Source organism: Nitrosopumilus sp. (genome assembly GCF_025698945.1).
In the GTDB taxonomy this organism is placed as follows: Archaea; Thermoproteota; Nitrososphaeria; order Nitrososphaerales; family Nitrosopumilaceae; genus Nitrosopumilus.
In genome coordinates this window covers 787310-803237 of record NZ_JAILWM010000001.1, presented here as the reverse complement: position 1 = coordinate 803237, position 15928 = coordinate 787310, and the positions used below count along the sequence as shown (strand labels likewise).

21 protein-coding genes are annotated in these 15928 nt (G+C 35.0%); 11 read left to right on the top strand and 10 right to left on the bottom strand.

All coding sequences use genetic code 11. The features are described 5' to 3' along the window. Window positions 1–984, bottom strand: coding sequence for a hypothetical protein (locus tag K5790_RS05050; RefSeq protein ID WP_297592912.1), 984 nt, complete (start codon window positions 982–984; stop codon window positions 1–3). A 146-nt stretch (window positions 985–1130) separates the two neighbouring features. Here K5790_RS05050 and K5790_RS05045 point away from each other — a divergent pair, with 146 nt between their 5' ends. From K5790_RS05045 to K5790_RS05030, 4 genes are all read left to right on the top strand, one after another. Beyond that, complete coding sequence (locus K5790_RS05045) at window positions 1131–1679, top strand: PEFG-CTERM sorting domain-containing protein (RefSeq protein WP_297592911.1); 549 nt, start codon at window positions 1131–1133, stop codon at window positions 1677–1679. Between the two features lie 23 nt (window positions 1680–1702). Then, a complete protein-coding gene (locus K5790_RS05040) occupies window positions 1703–2521 on the top strand; it encodes an aspartate dehydrogenase (protein WP_297592909.1) in 819 nt (272 codons plus the stop codon). A 94-nt stretch (window positions 2522–2615) separates the two neighbouring features. Beyond that, complete coding sequence (gene nadA, locus K5790_RS05035) at window positions 2616–3572, top strand: quinolinate synthase NadA (RefSeq protein ID WP_297592908.1); 957 nt, start codon at window positions 2616–2618, stop codon at window positions 3570–3572. Between the two features lie 15 nt (window positions 3573–3587). Then, the gene (locus K5790_RS05030; RefSeq protein WP_297592907.1) at window positions 3588–3980 is read left to right on the top strand and encodes a tetratricopeptide repeat protein; all 393 of its coding nucleotides are present in this window, start codon (window positions 3588–3590) and stop codon (window positions 3978–3980) included. Here K5790_RS05030 and nadC read toward each other — a convergent pair. From nadC to K5790_RS05015, 3 genes are read right to left on the bottom strand one after another with little or no spacing between them, the layout of a single operon-like run. Next, entirely contained in the window at window positions 3977–4792 is an 816-nt protein-coding gene (gene nadC, locus K5790_RS05025; RefSeq protein WP_297592906.1) for a carboxylating nicotinate-nucleotide diphosphorylase, read from the bottom strand. The two genes, K5790_RS05030 and nadC, sit on opposite strands and share 4 nt — an antisense overlap. A 46-nt stretch (window positions 4793–4838) precedes the next feature. After that, a complete protein-coding gene (gene spt4 / locus K5790_RS05020; RefSeq protein WP_297592905.1) occupies window positions 4839–5027 on the bottom strand; it encodes a transcription elongation factor subunit Spt4 in 189 nt (62 codons plus the stop codon). Between the two features lies 1 nt (window position 5028). Next, a complete protein-coding gene (locus K5790_RS05015; RefSeq protein WP_297592904.1) occupies window positions 5029–5619 on the bottom strand; it encodes a DNA-directed RNA polymerase in 591 nt (196 codons plus the stop codon). Between the two features lie 148 nt (window positions 5620–5767). On the opposite strand from K5790_RS05015, the gene K5790_RS05010 reads away from it, so the two are divergent. The 4 genes from K5790_RS05010 (at window position 5768) to K5790_RS04995 (ending at window position 9990) form a co-directional block, all read left to right on the top strand. Continuing rightward, a complete protein-coding gene (locus K5790_RS05010; protein ID WP_297592903.1) occupies window positions 5768–6877 on the top strand; it encodes an Mrp/NBP35 family ATP-binding protein in 1110 nt (369 codons plus the stop codon). Between the two features lie 11 nt (window positions 6878–6888). Then, window positions 6889–7383 carry a GTP-dependent dephospho-CoA kinase family protein gene (locus K5790_RS05005; protein ID WP_297592902.1) on the top strand — a complete coding sequence of 165 codons (495 nt, stop codon included), beginning with the start codon at window positions 6889–6891 and terminating at the stop codon, window positions 7381–7383. Window positions 7384–7536: 153 nt separating this feature from the next. Continuing rightward, window positions 7537–7914, top strand: a complete 378-nt coding sequence (locus K5790_RS05000; protein ID WP_297592900.1) for a hypothetical protein — start codon at window positions 7537–7539, stop codon at window positions 7912–7914. 36 nt (window positions 7915–7950) lie between these two features. After that, window positions 7951–9990, top strand: a complete 2040-nt coding sequence (locus tag K5790_RS04995; protein WP_297592899.1) for a sodium-translocating pyrophosphatase — start codon at window positions 7951–7953, stop codon at window positions 9988–9990. Here the strand turns inward: K5790_RS04995 and K5790_RS04990 are convergent. Together K5790_RS04990 and K5790_RS04985 are read right to left on the bottom strand one after the other, a co-directional pair. After that, window positions 9987–10175 carry a hypothetical protein gene (locus tag K5790_RS04990; protein WP_297592898.1) on the bottom strand — a complete coding sequence of 63 codons (189 nt, stop codon included), beginning with the start codon at window positions 10173–10175 and terminating at the stop codon, window positions 9987–9989. The genes K5790_RS04995 and K5790_RS04990 overlap by 4 nt on opposite strands. Window positions 10176–10226: 51 nt before the next feature. Further along, entirely contained in the window at window positions 10227–10484 is a 258-nt protein-coding gene (locus K5790_RS04985; RefSeq protein WP_297592897.1) for a DUF2024 family protein, read from the bottom strand. Window positions 10485–10533: 49 nt separating this feature from the next. On the opposite strand from K5790_RS04985, the gene K5790_RS04980 reads away from it, so the two are divergent. Together K5790_RS04980 and K5790_RS04975 are read left to right on the top strand one after the other, a co-directional pair. Then, window positions 10534–10668, top strand: coding sequence for a hypothetical protein (locus K5790_RS04980; protein WP_297592896.1), 135 nt, complete (start codon window positions 10534–10536; stop codon window positions 10666–10668). Then, complete coding sequence (locus K5790_RS04975; RefSeq protein WP_297592895.1) at window positions 10658–10918, top strand: cyclophilin-like family protein; 261 nt, start codon at window positions 10658–10660, stop codon at window positions 10916–10918. Before K5790_RS04980 ends, K5790_RS04975 begins: the two co-directional genes overlap by 11 nt. A 49-nt stretch (window positions 10919–10967) precedes the next feature. On the opposite strand, the gene K5790_RS04970 is transcribed toward K5790_RS04975, so the two are convergent. Continuing rightward, window positions 10968–11369, bottom strand: coding sequence for a M67 family metallopeptidase (locus K5790_RS04970; protein WP_297592894.1), 402 nt, complete (start codon window positions 11367–11369; stop codon window positions 10968–10970). Window positions 11370–11371: 2 nt separating this feature from the next. Then, window positions 11372–12463: a plastocyanin/azurin family copper-binding protein gene (locus tag K5790_RS04965; RefSeq protein WP_297592892.1), complete on the bottom strand. Its 1092-nt coding sequence runs from the start codon at window positions 12461–12463 to the stop codon at window positions 11372–11374. Window positions 12464–12561: 98 nt separating this feature from the next. Here K5790_RS04965 and K5790_RS04960 point away from each other — a divergent pair, with 98 nt between their 5' ends. Beyond that, window positions 12562–13449, top strand: coding sequence for a heme o synthase (locus K5790_RS04960; RefSeq protein ID WP_297592891.1), 888 nt, complete (start codon window positions 12562–12564; stop codon window positions 13447–13449). Window positions 13450–13452: 3 nt separating this feature from the next. On the opposite strand, the gene K5790_RS04955 is transcribed toward K5790_RS04960, so the two are convergent. Then, window positions 13453–13749 (bottom strand): hypothetical protein, encoded by a 297-nt coding sequence (locus tag K5790_RS04955; protein ID WP_297592890.1) that lies wholly within the window; start codon window positions 13747–13749, stop codon window positions 13453–13455. A gap of 2 nt (window positions 13750–13751) precedes the next feature. Further along, complete coding sequence (locus K5790_RS04950; RefSeq protein WP_297592889.1) at window positions 13752–15920, bottom strand: CDC48 family AAA ATPase; 2169 nt, start codon at window positions 15918–15920, stop codon at window positions 13752–13754. Window positions 15921–15928 lie beyond the last annotated feature (8 nt).

Sequence of the window (15928 nt, the reverse complement as noted above, 5' to 3'; positions counted from 1 at the left end):
CTATCCAATTCTTCCTTTCAAAACTGTCTTTTCATTATCTCCAGAAGGTGTACTTCTGTCAAGATATGTAATTTCATAAGTATCTCCAATGTGAATTACTTTACCGTCTATCTCTCTAGGGATTTTTATTTGAACTTCAAATGTACTTGTGTTAGGACCTGTTTCAACTAGGAAACTTCTATTAGCATCAAATTTGGGATTTGCAAGTGTTGTTTTAATTCCACCTTTTACTTTAAACTCAAATTCACTTAGGGGAATTTTGTCTTCATTTTTTGAATCCCTATTTGCATCTGGCTCATAAATCCTAAGTGTAAACTCATGACCAATTCTTGAACCTCCATTTGATTGGAAATTAGCATATGTTGCACTAAGAGGAATTGATTTGACTAGTGTTCTTTTTTCTCCCGAATAATCTGATTCGTCTAAATATTTTATCACTACGATGTCATCTTGACTAATTGGCTTTCCGTTGATTGTATCAGGCAATTCTAATTTTAAATAAAATTGACCTGTATTGGGACCTGTTTCTATCATTTCTTTTGGACCATTAATTGGAATTCCATTAATTGTAAATTCAAACAATCCCTCAGTTGATACAATTTCAACTCCATTATGAGCGACATTCAAATCCTGATCAGTGATGTAAAAATTCACTATTGACCTATTTGATGCAGGAACAGTTTGGATTTCTTTTTCTGCAATTTTTGTTGGTATGCTGTTCTGCTTAAGATCAGTAAATTTTAAAGGAATGATGATTAGCCCTCTTTTTTCCATCCTGTCAGCAGTTTCTGGTTTAACACATGCTGGATATCCATTTATTCTAATTACTAACTCTAAACCTTCTTTACATAGAATGTCTTCTGCTGTAGTGCCTTCAATCATTTGTTTTTTTGGCGATTCTATTACAGCATTTGCTGGAAATCCAATTGAAAATATTAAAAGTGAAAAAAATACACTAAAAATCAAACTTTGATAATTCATCATGAATTGTAATTGATTTTTTTAATTAAAAAAGCATTGAGTATGATTTGTTCATAATAAAACCATGATTGAGAATCTGCCTTCTTCTTAAATTTAATAAAATGAATTATTTTAATATGATTTTTCATTTAATGTTCTTTATTTTACTCTTGATAATCCCTACATCTGGCTTTGCATTTGCAGAACATGTCTTTAATCCTGAAGCATTTGCCCAATACCTAGACATTTCTCAACTAGAAGCAGAAAAAGTGACCTTTACTTTCGATGACGTGTCTTATGATGTCTACTATGGATATCATGGGAGTCTTGACGCAATGGGTTCCAACTCAGTTTTCCCAATTTTATCTTCAATGAGCATTAATGAAGAGAGAAAATCCCTTGAAATAGTAATGGAAACCGTCCCTGAAAAAACTGATTTTTGGGTAAGAGTGCCAGAAGATGTCATTTATGCAGATGGTGAAAAATTTACAGTGATAGTTAATGGTATTGATACTAGATATGATTTGATGAAATTTCCTAATGACTATGTAATTGGATTTATTATTTCAGAAGATACCAAAAATATTGAGATTATTGGAACAAAGGTAATTCCAGAATTTGGTGCATCTGCAATTATAATTCTAGGCATATCTGTAATTGGTTTGGTCTATTTTTCAAGAAAATTCAACATTATAAAAAATTGGACTAGAATTAATTAAGTGATAAATTCTAGCATTATTGCATGAAAAAAATTGCTTTACTGGGATGTGGTGCAATTGGAACTCAAATTGCACTAGCTATTGATTCAGGAGAAATTCCTGCTACTCTAACTCATGTATATGATGGCTCTAAGAGTGCATCTGAATCCCTTGTTGAAAAATTAAAAAATAAACCCATTATTGTTGAAAATTCTCATCTTTTATCTTCTCATCCTGTTGACATTGTTGTTGAAGCAGCATCACAAGACGCAGTAAAAGATGTAGGATTGAGTGTTTTACAAAATAAACGTGATCTAATGATAATGAGTGTTGGTGCACTACTTGATGAATCGATTTATGATATTTTGTATGATGCATGCAGAGATTTCAAAAAAACTATCTATCTTCCTTCTGGGGCAATTGCTGGACTGGATGGAATTAAGTCAGTAAGAAAAGAATTAGAATCTCTCTTAATTACTACTACAAAACACCCACGTTCACTAAAGGGCGCAAAGTTTTTTGAAAATTCCAAAATAGATCTCGATAAAATTGATTCAGTCACTAAAATTTTTGAGGGCACTGCAAAAGAAGCAGTATCGTTGTTTCCTGCAAACATCAATGTTGCAGCATTATTATCCCTAACAGGAATTGGAAGTGAAAAAACTAGAGTAAAAATTATGGCTGATCCTGACACTGATAAAAACACTCATCAAATTGAAGCTGCAGGAAGATTTGGAAAGATGACTTTTACTATTGAGAATTTTCCAGATCCAAATAATCCTAAAACAAGTAGACTGGCAATATTATCTGCAATTGAAACATTGAGAAAATATTGCACTAATGAGATTCAAATTGGAACGTAATATGGCAATAATTGCCACATTTGATGGGATTTCAGAGAATTCTAGACATCTTCCCTTTCTTTAAATCACCTCAAATTCCACTTTTTCATGTATCATGCTTGTACAACAATCATCAGAGCTCAAAGATGAAATAATACGGCTCAAGAAGGAGAAAGATGTGGTAATTTTAGCACATAATTACCAAATTCCAGATGTACAAGACGTAGCAGATTTTACAGGAGACTCTTTAGGGCTTTCAAGACAAGCAGCTACAGTATCACAAAAAACTATTCTGTTTTGCGGTGTTAACTTTATGGCAGAAACTGCTGCAATAATTAGTCCAGAAAAAAAAGTTTTACTGCCAGACTTGGAAGCTGGATGTTCGTTGTCTGATTCAATTACTGTAGATGAATTAAGAAATTGGAAGAAACAGCATCCTGGTGCAATTACAGTAGGATATGTGAATACAACAGCTGAGATTAAAGCAGAACTTGATTATTGTTGTACATCATCTAATGCAATTAATGTTGTGAAAGCAATTCCAGAAGATAAAGAAATTTTATTCTTACCTGATATGTTTTTGGGATCTTATGTTGCCAAAGTTACTGGTAGAAAAAATATGCATATTTGGGCTGGTGAATGTCATGTACATGCAGGAATAACAGCTGAAGATGTGATTAAGAAAATAGATTCAATTAAAGATGCAGAATTTGTCATTCATCCTGAATGTAGTTGTACTACTCCTATGATGTATGATGTTGCAGATGGAAGTTATGATGATAAAAAAGTTTCAATTCTTTCAACTGAAGGAATGCTAAATCATGTCAGTCAATCTACCGCAAAGAATTTTGTTGTTGCAACTGAAACTGGAATTTTATATAAGATGCGACAACAAAATCCTGGCAAAACATTCATTCCAGCATCAGATAAGGCTGAATGTCAATACATGAAGATGATTACACTTGAGAAAGTATATGATGCATTAGTAAATGAAAAAAATGTCATCACAGTACCTAAAGAAATTGCAGACAAAGCTCGTTTAGCAATTGATAGAATGCTTGAAATCAGCTAATCAACGTGAATTGCTTTGGTTGGATTGTTTAGACGAGAACCAAAAGATCCTCAAAAGAAAAAAAATGTAGCAAAGATCAAAGAACTCCAAAAATTGGTCAAAGAAAAAAAATATGATGAGGCACTAAAATCAGGCACAGAATATTTGGCCAAAGTTCCTAACAATCATGATGTTTTGTTTACTGTAGGAGGAATATGTTATCTCAAAAAGAAGTATAGAACAGCAATCTCTTACTTTGGTAAGGCCCTTGAAATTGGTTCTTATGATATTGATGTCTTGTTGTTAAAGGCTTATTCTCATCAAAAATTAAATGAAAATAAACTTGCAATTCAGTGCTGTGATAAAATTAAAGAGATTGATCCAAAAAATAAATCAGTAGCAGAACTATTATCTCAACTAGAGTCTTAGATCTCTAAACTCATATCAATTCCTTTTACAGAATTTGTAATGCTTCCAACAGAAATTATATCTACTCCTGTTTTTCCATAATTGTGAATATTTTTTGAATTAATTCCACCTGATGCTTCAAGCATCACTTTACTACGTAATTTTTTGTTTTTTAGAACTTTGATTGTTTTTTTAATTTTTGATGGAGGAAAATTATCTAACATGATGATAGTTGCACCTTCTCTTGCCGCAAGAATTGCATCTGGTATATTTTCAACTTCAATTTCGAATTTTTTGTATTTTTTCTTTGCTTTTTTTATTAGTGCTGACAATGAACCCTCTACTGCAATATGGTTGTCTTTTATCATTATCATCTCATCTAGTCTTAGTCTGTGTTTTTTTCCTCCTCCAATTTCTACTGCCTCCTTGTCAAAATATCTAAGTCCTGGTGCCGTCTTTCTTGTTGCATAAACTTTGGTTTTGTTTGGAATTTGTTTTACCAATTCATTTGTTTGAGTTGCAATTCCACTCATTCTGGAAAGTAAATTTAATGCTGTTCTCTCACATGTTAGAATTCTTCCTGCATCTCCTACTATGCTCATTATAGTCTGATTGGGTTTGACTTTTGTACCGTCTTTTTTTGATATGGCGACATTACATCCTTTTAATCTGAAAATCTCTTTGGCATATTCTACTCCTGCAACTATTGCGTTCTCTCTTGATATTATTCTGGCTGTGATCTTTTTTTTGGAGAGTAATTTACTTGTTATATCGCCTTTTCCTATATCTTCAGATAGAAATTCTGATAATTGTCTTTTAGAATTAAATGTCAATACACTGATACAATCTATCTATAATTTTAAAGATTTAGAATTTTTTTTATGTAACTTTAATTGCGTACTTTCCTTTTTGAGTGATGCCTAAAGTTTTTGATATCTCTGAATTTGTTGGATCAACTACTAGTACAATTCCATTCCAATCAGGTGTCAAGTCCGATGATTTACAAACAGGACAAACTTTTCCTGTTGTAACAAATTTGCATTTTCTGCAAGCCATCTCTCGTGCCATCTTAACTTGCCTCTACTTTAGCTTCTTTTGCAGGTTCTTCTCCACCTGCTTTCTTTATCTCTTCTTCAATCCATGCATCAGCACCAAGGAATGGTTGTCTACAAGTAATTCCAATCTTTCCCATTGCAGCTGCTTTTCCTAGAGATACAGCTGTAATTCTTGCACGAAGTGTTGAACCAACTTTTAGTGTTCTTCCGCTTTGATTAGCTAAAATCATTCCAGACTTTACATCGCTCTTCAGATAATCGTCCATTACTTGAGATAAGTGAAGCAATGCATCAGTTGGACCAATTCTTACAAATGCTCCAAAGTCTGTAATGTCTACGATCTCTCCTTGTACAATCTCTTGTAATTTTGGATAAAATGTTAATGCTTCAAATTCAACTTTGTGAAATGTTCCACCGTCTCCTGCAATCATTTTTCCCATTTCATCAACTTTGGCGTCTAAAATCATAATGATATATCCCAAATCAGCATTAATCATGCTCTCGTACTTTTCTTTGAGTATGTTTACTGCTGCCTTTTTGAGTGTAGTTCCAAATAAGCTTGGAGGAATCCTAACAACATCAACTAGGGTAGATATAGAAAACAACTGTGATATTTTTCTTGAATTTGAATTTATGAATCTTTGGGTAATTTAGGCTGAAAATTCCAAAGATTTTGGCAATTTTTCAAATAAATGACAATTTCTTTTGTTATGTAACTTATGTTTAAATAATGTTCAATGGCTTTTTTACGCAATGGTAGGAATAGACCAAGTTCTAGAAAAGCTCAGTACAGTAATTGATCCTGATTTGAAAAAAGATATCGTTTCAATGGGAATGATTAAAGACTTGGAACTTAATGATGGAAATCTCAAATTTACTTTAGAATTAACAACTCCTGCATGTCCCTTCAACGTTGAGATTGAAGATGATGTTAGAAAGGCAATTGGAGAACTTACTGACTTAAAGAATTTTGATATGAATGTGACTGCCAAAGTCATGGAAGGTCGTTCCCTTGATGCTGATACTGGAATGGCAACTGTGAAAAATATTATTGGTGTGGCAAGCGGTAAAGGTGGTGTAGGAAAATCAACAGTAGCATTGAATTTAGCTCTTGCATTATCTCAAACTGGAGCCAAAGTTGGTTTACTTGATGCTGATATCTATGGTCCTAGCATTCCTTTGATGCTTGGAATGAAAGATGGATATATGGAAGTAGAAGACAATAAACTTCAGCCAGCAAAATCAAATGGATTGCAGGTAGTGTCTTTTGGTTTCTTTGCAGAGCAATCCCATCAAGCAGCAATTTATCGTGGTCCTATAATCTCAGGTATTTTAAAACAATTCCTAGTTGATACTAATTGGTCTGATTTAGATTATCTTATAGTTGATCTTCCTCCTGGTACTGGTGATATTCCATTGACATTAGCACAAACAATTCCAATTACAGGAATTCTTGTAGTTACTACTCCGCAAGATGTTGCAAGTAATGTTGCAGTAAAAGCAATTGGAATGTTTGAAAAATTAAATGTTCCAATTATTGGAGTAGTGGAAAATATGAGTCACTTTATCTGTCCAAATTGTAGTGATAAACATTACATCTTTGGCGATGGTGGTGCAAAAAAGATCAGTGAACAATTTAAGATTCCTTTCTTAGGTGAAATCCCACTAAACTCTGGAATTATGTCTGGTTCTGATTTGGGAAAACCAATTATGATTACAAATCCTGATTCTCCAAGTGCACAAGCTTTTAGAACTAGTGCAAAAAACATTGCAGCTCAATGTAGTATTCTTGCATCAAAACTACAAGAAGAGATGAAATCTGAAAGTTCTGGCGAGTCTGCACCTGAGGCAAGTACTAACTAGCCGCGATTTCTGTGAAACTTCCTGATTCTATTAGAGACCAACTGAAGACTCCTCTAGGAATATTGTTACCTGAAATTAAAGCAAATAAAGAAAATATAAAAAAATTCCTCCCTGAAAATTCATTTATCATTACAGTAGGTGATAGAACCACTGAGAAGATGATTGATTTTGGTATGATTCCATCCCTTCAGATAATTGATGGGAAAGAAAAACGTAAGAAAAGAGAACCAACCAAATTATCAAATGCCACTGAATTACAAATTGATAATCCAGCAGCTGAGATCACATCTCAAAGCATTGATGTAATCAAAAAATCTTTTTCCATGAAACCCCCTGTAAGAATACTTGTTAATGGTGAAGAAGACCTCTTGGTATTGCCTGTCTGTATTTACGCTCCGGAAAATTCAATAGTTATGTATGGACAGCCAAACGAAGGACTAGTTATAACTAAAATTACTACAGAAATTAGAAATAAAGCACAAAGACTTCTTGATTTAATGGAATAATTGGGGTATGATGAGACGGTGGCTGTATGATTTGTGATTACTCTACTAAAACCTCTGACCCTATTAATTCATTATTTTATAGAATCAAAATCAACCAAAATTCTCACAACAATTGACATTTGAAGATAAACACAGATTCCATTACATGATATTATGAAACTAGACCCTGAACTTAGGTTGTCCATTTTAGAAAAAGTTGGTATCTACTCTAATCGTTTCTCAATTCCTGAACCTCAAATTCTATTATCAACTAAAGAAGTACTAGACACTCCAAAAGAAATGACTGAGGGAAGAAGAACATCTGCATACAAGTATTATGGAGTATCATACTTGCAACATAATCTTGTCTTTATCAATGTCCGAAAAATTCCAGATGAAAAAACTTTGGAGAATACTATAGTTCATGAACTGATCCATATGAGATTTCCATATCTTGCACATGGTAAGAGATTCAATAAATTGGTAAGACAAGGACTTAGGGGAAAATCATTTTTACCATATAGAAAAAGAAGTAAAATTTCTGCTATTTGATTTATATTTCCCAGAAAGGGGCAAGCTGAGTATAACATGGAAATATCTGAAATTCTGCCATTTATTGCAGGAATTGCATCATTTTTAGTTGCAGGAGGATTGGTTGCTTGGATTTCAAAGCAACCTGCTGGAACAAAAGAGATGATGGATATTTCAAATGCTGTCCGAGTAGGTGCAGCGGCATTTCTAAAAAGAGAGATGAAAATTATTGTTCCAGTAGCTATTGCATTATCGGTAATTATTGGAGCGTTTCTTCAACCCTCAAACGGAATAGCATTTGCAGTTGGTGCAACACTATCTGCAGTTGCAGGAGTTATTTCATTAAAAATTACAGTAAAAGCAGCAGTAAGAGCAGCTAATCTAAGTGGAAGTGGATTAGGTAAAACATTTGCAATGGCTTTTAGAGGTGGAGCAACTGTTGGCCTTGCAGTTCCTGCAATGGCATTATTAGCAATTACTGGTCTTTATCTAATTTATCCTGACCCAATCACTATTGCAGGTGTTGGTATTGGAGCAAGTCTAATTGCATTATTCATTAGAATTGGCGGTGGTATATTTACAAAGGCAGCCGATATGGGTGCTGATTTGGTTGGAAAAGTAGAGGCAAACATTCCTGAAGATGATCCTAGAAATCCTGCAACGATTGCAGATAATGTAGGTGACAACGTAGGTGACGCCGCTGGAATGGGTTCTGATGTTTACGAGTCCTATATTGTTACAATTCTTGCAGCATTACTAATTGCAGCATTAATTGGTGCACCAAACTATTTCCTTTATCCAATTCTTATTGGTTCTTCTGGAATGATTGCATCAATAATTGGTGTTGTAATTGTTGGCTCTAAGAATATTACAGATGTGATGAAGCCACTTAATCGTTCATTTTATGTTTCAGCTGCAATTGCAATTGCATTAAACTTTGTATTCATTACTCAATTCATTGAAAAATCTGATGCAGGATATGCATTATTTGGTACAACTGTAATTGGTGTTATTCTTGTTCCAATCATTCAGAAGATTACAGACTATTACACAAGTTACAAGCATGGCCCTGTAAAAGAGATTGCAGATTCTGCAAAATGGGGATATGCATCACTAACTTTAATGGGAATTATCAAAGGAATGCAATCAACTGGACCATTCATGATTGCACTAGTTGTTGCAATTATCATCTCTTACACTATATCATCATCTGCTGCACCTGTAGGAGCAGATCCTGTACTGTATGGAATCTTTGGAACATCACTTACTGCAATGGCCATGTTGAGTCTTGCAGGCATTGTTCTAAGTATTGATGCATTTGGACCAATTGCAGATAATGCAGGTGGAATAGTTGAGATGACTGGAATGGGTGAGGAAAACCGTAAAGTTACAGATGAAATTGATGCAGTTGGAAATACAACAAAAGCAGTAACCAAAGGATTTGCAATTGCAAGTGCTGCACTAGCTGCGCTTGCCATGATTCAGGCATTTCAGTTTGAGGCCGCACATATCTTTGAAGGTGTTTTAGATTTAGATTACAGTTTGACAAATCCTGCAATTATTGTGGGACTATTAATTGGTGGATTAATCCCATTTATTATTACAGGCCAGCTAATCAATGGTGTTTCTAGAGCTGCAGGAAAGATGGTAGATGAGGTTCGAAGACAATTCAAAGAGGATCCTGAAATTCTTACAGGGAAATCAAAGCCAGATTATGCAAACTGTGTAGATATTGCAACAGTTGCATCCATTAAAGAACTATGGAAACCAGCAATTGTAGCAATAACTGCCCCCATAATCTTAGGTGTTCTACTAGGTCCTACTGCCGTAGCTGGATTGTTAATGGGTTCAGTTGTCACTGGAATTCTTTTGGCTTATCATTTGGCAAACACTGGTGGTGCATGGGATAATGCAAAGAAGCTAGTTGAGATGAAAGGAGAAAAAGGTTCTGAGGTTCACAAAGTAGCAGTTGTCGGTGATATTATTGGTGATCCTTACAAAGATACAGCAGGTCCTGCTCTTAACACTGTAATCAAATTACTAAATACCATTGCAATAGTCTTTGTATCTGCATTTGTAGCAATTATTGCAATCTAAGTTTTCTCTTCAATTACCAAAGTCATGTCTAACTCATCAACTTGAGCTTGAATTGCTTTCTTTAGAGTTTCATTGTGAAAGTCGCAGAATTTGAAATAGTCATCTGCAGTTTGAAAACAACCACAAATCCATCTTGTCTTTTTGTCTCCTTCTACTGTCCACTTTGAATATTTGTTATCTTCCATGAAATCAACTCCATTGATTGTTTAAAAAACATTATAGAAAAAGAAAAAAGTTTAAGGACAGCCTTCCATTTTTTGTATAAAGTAGCCTTTTTCCTTAATTGCCTGTTCTACAGGCTCTGGTGCACCTTGTGAATGGCAGAATTGGCATTCATTAGTTGTCATTACTGCATCTCCTTCACCGATTGATTGTAACCACTCTTTGCCATATGCTAAGGCTTTATCGTGATCTTTTTCACCAGTTATTACATCAAAGTGCATGGTATGACCATCTGCGGCTTTGACATATGTGTCGTATACGTGAATTTCCATAATTATCTGATCAAAAAAGGGATATTTATTTCAAAGATCATCAAAAACCATGAAAACAATGATTGATGTTGTCATTTCAAATACATCAAACATAATTTTAGAATTAGATGATGTAAATTCTCCTCAAACTGTAAAGCAGTTTTTATCCAATTTACCCTTTACATTGACTCAACGTGTGGGGTGAGGAGATCTACACAAACGCATCTCCAATCAATGTGCCTGAGGAAAATGCAAAATCTCCTGTAAATCTTAACGATGTTGCTTACTGGCCAACAGGAAAGGCAATCTGTTTATTTTTTGGTCCTACACCAATTGGTAAAAAAGGTGAGATCACCCCTGCATCCCCAGTAAATATAATTGGGAAGATAATCTCTCCTGATAAATCTGTTCTAAAAATTGCTGATGGAAAAACTGTAACATTTAGAAAAAAATAATTTTAAAATTAATATCTGCCATTTATGATGCTGAGAAATTATGACGTTTTTAGGCTTGAATTTGAATCTCTTGAATGTGTTCATCTAACACAAAAGCTTTGAATTCCATTGTTATTCCTGAATAAATTATCCATACTACTGGGTTACCATGCATGAATTTCTTATCTGTCTCTGATGGATACGCAATTGAATTGGGATGGGAATGAAAAATTGCAACAACATCCATATTTTTTTGCTCAGCCAAGTTATAGCCTTCAATTAACTGCTCATTTGAAATTGTAAAGTTTACTGGTGATTCTTCTATGTTTTTAGTAAGAAAAATTTCTTTAACTGTACTATTTTCATCATTTTCACTTCCAAATAATATGGCGCAAGACTCGTTTGGTTTTTCTTTTTCAGCATGCTCTAGTAGAATTTGTTTTTGAGAATCTGTTATCGTGATTTTTTTCAAATCTATTCTACGTTTATTGTTCCAACCATCCATGGATGGAATATACAATAGTAATCTTCTGTTCCTGCAGTTGTAAATGTAAATTTGAATTGTTCGCCAGCTCCAAGCATTTCTGAATCAAAGTTTCCATTTGGACCTGAATTTGGATTGCCTGAAGTAACTGAATGTACTGTGTTATCTAGATTGTCCCATACTATAGTATCTCCAACTTTAACGTCGATAATTTCTGGATCATAGTATATTTGGTCATCAGATGGAATTGCTGCTCCTTCTGGAATGGATATTTTGATTGGTTCTTTTGGTGCTTCAATTATTAGTGTTGCAATCATCCAAGGATGCACAATGCAGAAATATTCATACTCTCCTGCTTGCAAATCTGTTGTGTCTAGATCATAGACCCCTCCTGCATCAATTAAACTTGAATCGAAAGTTTCTCCAAAGTCAACTGAACTTGTAACTGTATGTGGAACTGCATCAGCATTTGTCCATTCTATGACGTGTCCTTGCGGTACAACAGATACGTCTGGATCATAATCTGGATTCCCTTCTATAGAAGAATTTTCTAAAATTGTAATTGCAAACACTGGTCCTGTTGGTTCCATCTCTTCAGATGGTTCTTCAACTCCTACTTGTTGAGGAATCATGTATGTATCTGGAGTGACAAATCCAAATACTACCCACATAATAATTCCAGTAGCTGCTGCAATACTAACAATTGATCCTACAGGTTTGAGGAAACTAGGATGCTTCATTGCAAGATATGCGATAATTATTGCTGGAAATGCTATTGCGATTAAAATTCCTGCAATGGTAACTGTGTAGTTTGATGTATTCATGGTAAATGCAAACATTCCAAAACCTAGAGCAATCGATAAAATAACCAAAGTTGTAGCCTTTGCTCTGTTACTGGTTGAAATTCCTCCATCTAGTATTCCTGCTGCCAAAAAGATCAGTCCTACAAACATTGTTAATCCTGTCAGGGCATGCATTCCATCAATGAAGGTATGTGCAATTCCTGCGTATGATATGGTGACACCAGCTAAGCCTATGGCTGTTAATCCCATCCCCGGCATCATGAGGTCCCAATTACTCATTCAAATTAGCTGGTAGGCCTGAGATACTTATTCCTTTTGAAATATTGTGGATCTCAAGACGAAGAAATTAAATGGCTTTGGGATAGGATAGAGTGAGATTGGGATTTAAAGAAATAATGGAGATATCCAAACCTCGAATTGTAATTCTCCTAGTGATTACTGCTGTAACATCAATGTACGCTGCAAGTAAACTAGTTCCAGGATCTCCTGAACTTGAATATTGGTCGTATCTTCATATTATAGTTGCAGGAGCATTGGCATCGGCAGGATCTAGTGCACTTAATCATTATTATGATAAAGACATTGATCCTAAAATGAAGAGGACTAGTACTAGGCCAATCCCATCTGGTAGAATGGCTGCATCTCAAGTAATGATCTATGGTTTAGTTGTAAGTTGCATATCTGTAATCTATGGGTACTTTGCATTAAATGCAGTATCTGCATTCTTTATTGCAGTTGGAATATTCTCCTATGTTGTAATTTATACAGTTTGGCTCAAACGACTCAATACATCCAACATTGTAATTGGTGGAATTGCTGGAAGTGCTGCTGCTTGGGCTGGTTGGTCTGCAGCTACTGGTAGTATGGACTTGTTGGGATTCTTAGTTGGCTTTTTGGTATTTGTTTGGACTCCATCTCACTTTTGGTGTCTTGCAATGAAGATAAAAGATGAGTATGCACAAGCACAGGTTCCAATGTTGCCAGTTGTAATTGGAATGCAAAAAACATCAAAATACATTTTAGGAAATACTATAATTTTAATTCCATACTCTTTGTTGTTGTCATTTATTCCAGATGGGATGGGAGTTGTGTATACTGTAATTGCTGCTATTTCTGGAGGATTAATGCTAGTGTATCATTACAAATTAACAAAAACTCCGACATCTGAGTTTGCATGGAAAGCATACAAGGTTACAGCACCCTACTTGACTATAATTTTTGTAGCAGTTGCATTAGATGCTGCTTTTCATATTCCGTTAATTTAGAATTTATTTTTCAAAGCCTGGGAAACTTGCTTCATAATCTTTTTCCATCATTTCTTTATTTTGCTCGTCTACATCATCTACTTCTTTCTCAACAACATAAACTTCAATTCTACGCTCATCTTTTGTAATCCAAGATACTTTGATTAATCCTAGAATCTCCAAATCTAAGAGTATCTTGTTGAATTTATCTTCTGGAATTAAAAACCCCTCTTTGGTTAGTATCTTGTATAGTTCAACGTCTGTCAATGAACCTGCTTCTTTTATCTTGTCAAATACTGTATTTCTTATAGGGATTGTCATGATTAACCGTAAAATGCTTTATCCCCATTCTTTGGTACCACGTTAGATATACTTTCTCTTACAGTGTTATACCACTGATCAACTTCAGATGTAATTGATGGTTTTACTTGCTTTAAGCTGTTTGCAAAGTCTTGACTAGTAATTTTTATACTGTTGTTTCTCATTGCTTGAACTGCAGCTTCTCTGCAAAGAGCTGCCAAATCTGCACCAGTATAATTTTGTGTAGCAACTGCAATCTCTTGTAATTTTACATCATTTGATAATGGCATCTTTTTGGTTAGTATTTTGATAATATCCAGTCTTCCTTTCTCGTCAGGTGGTGCAACATATAATACCAAATCTAATCTTCCGGTTCTTAACAGTGAGTTGTCTACAACATCTGGCCTGTTTGTGATTCCAATAACTACCACTCGTGATGAAATTCCTTCTTCGATCTCGGTTAACAACTGACTAAGTATTGTTTCTCCAACTCCTCCATCACCTGATTTGTATTTTGCAAGTGAGTCTAATTCATCAAAGATTACAACACATGGCGATGATGCTTTTGCCTTTCTGAAAATCTCTCTTACTGCTTTTTCTGATTCTCCAACCCACTTTGAGAGTATTTCGGGTCCTCTAACTAGTATCATATTTGCTCCCGTTTCAGTAGCTACTGCTCTTGCTAACAATGTCTTTCCACACCCTGGCGGTCCGTAAATTAATGCACCTTTTGGTGGCCTTATTCCCATCTTTGTAAACTTTGTTGGCTCTTTCATTGCAACAATTAGATTATCTGTTAATGCTTTTTTGATCTCATTTAATCCTCCAACATCATCCCACCAAACTTTTGGTCTCTCAACATAAAACTCCCTCATTGCAGTAGGGACGACTTCTTGCATTGCATCATAGAAGTCGATTAGTTTTATCTGCATTGACTGTAAGACTTCTGATGGAATCTTTTCTGTCTCCAAATCTATCTCTGGTAGATATCTTCTAATTGATTTCATTGCCGCCTCTCTGCAAAGTGATTTGATATCAGCACCCGTATATCCGTGAAGTTCTGCTGCTAAATCTTTAAGATCTACATCATCACTAATTGGCATTCCTCTTGTATGAATAAATAGAATCTCTAGTCTTCCATCTTCGTTTGGAACTGAAATCTCAAACTCTCTGTCAAATCTTCCTGGTCTTCTAAGTGCAGGATCTACACTGTCTGGTCTATTTGTTGCACCTAGTACAATCACATTTCCTCTGTCATTTAATCCGTCCATTAGTGCTAGTAGTTGTGCTACCACTCTCTTCTCTACATCTCCGTATGCTTCTTCCCTCTTTGGAGCAATTGCATCAATCTCATCAATGAAGATTATGCTTGGAGAATTATCTTTTGCTTCTTTGAAAATCTCTCTGAGTTTGGCCTCTGTTTCTCCATAATACTTGTTCATTATCTCTGGACCGTTTATTGGAAACATGTTCGCTTCTGATTCGCTTGCCATAACTTTAGCTAGCAATGTTTTTCCACATCCTGGTGGTCCATAAAGTAAAATTCCACTATGTGGTTCAACTCCCAATCTTGCAAATAACTCTGGATGCTTAAGTGGCAACTCTACAATCTCCCTCATTGCTTTGACTTCACGTCTTAGTCCTCCAACTTCCTCGTATGTCACCCTAACTTTTCTATCGACTGCACTATCAGTTGAGATGTTCAGATTTGTTGTGCGGTCAATCTTTACAACCCCTTTTGGTGTGGTTTTTGTTATTTTAAAATCCATAGAGTTACCTAGTATCATTACAGAGATTTCATCTCCATGAGTAATTGGTAATCCCTTTAATCGATTCTTTACAAAGTCTGTGAACTCTTTATCTACTGTAACTGAATCATTTACTGGAGTTAACGAAACTGCTTTTGCAAACTTTGTTGATACTTTTCTAATCTTTACAATATCGTTTAGTGATGCACCCACATTTTTTCTTGTTTGCCCATCAACTCTAATTATGTCTGGAAATTTTTCATCTTCATCAACTGGCCAAACTACAGCACAACTCGAACGTGATCCCATAACTTCAATGACATCGCCAGGACTTACTTTGAGAAAATCCATTGCTTCTGGACCTATCCTTGCTCTTTTTTTGCCAACATCTCTTTGCTTTGCTTCCCCAATTCGCATCTGCAAAGGTTCTTCTTTGCGTACCAAAAGATCAC

Bases quoted from the DNA above. Each gene is read 5' to 3' on its own strand.
- K5790_RS05050 (WP_297592912.1), bottom strand. From the start codon at position 984: ATGATGAATTATCAAAGTTTGATTTTTAGTGTATTTTTTTCACTTTTA.
- K5790_RS05040 (WP_297592909.1), top strand. From the start codon at position 1,703: ATGAAAAAAATTGCTTTACTGGGATGTGGTGCAATTGGAACTCAAATT.
- nadA (WP_297592908.1), top strand. From the start codon at position 2,616: ATGCTTGTACAACAATCATCAGAGCTCAAAGATGAAATAATACGGCTC.
- spt4 (WP_297592905.1), bottom strand. From the start codon at position 5,027: ATGGCACGAGAGATGGCTTGCAGAAAATGCAAATTTGTTACAACAGGA.
- K5790_RS05010 (WP_297592903.1), top strand. From the start codon at position 5,768: ATGGTAGGAATAGACCAAGTTCTAGAAAAGCTCAGTACAGTAATTGAT.
- K5790_RS05000 (WP_297592900.1), top strand. From the start codon at position 7,537: ATGAAACTAGACCCTGAACTTAGGTTGTCCATTTTAGAAAAAGTTGGT.
- K5790_RS04995 (WP_297592899.1), top strand. From the start codon at position 7,951: ATGGAAATATCTGAAATTCTGCCATTTATTGCAGGAATTGCATCATTT.
- K5790_RS04990 (WP_297592898.1), bottom strand. From the start codon at position 10,175: ATGGAAGATAACAAATATTCAAAGTGGACAGTAGAAGGAGACAAAAAG.
- K5790_RS04985 (WP_297592897.1), bottom strand. From the start codon at position 10,484: ATGGAAATTCACGTATACGACACATATGTCAAAGCCGCAGATGGTCAT.
- K5790_RS04980 (WP_297592896.1), top strand. From the start codon at position 10,534: ATGAAAACAATGATTGATGTTGTCATTTCAAATACATCAAACATAATT.
- K5790_RS04965 (WP_297592892.1), bottom strand. From the start codon at position 12,463: ATGAGTAATTGGGACCTCATGATGCCGGGGATGGGATTAACAGCCATA.
- K5790_RS04955 (WP_297592890.1), bottom strand. From the start codon at position 13,749: ATGACAATCCCTATAAGAAATACAGTATTTGACAAGATAAAAGAAGCA.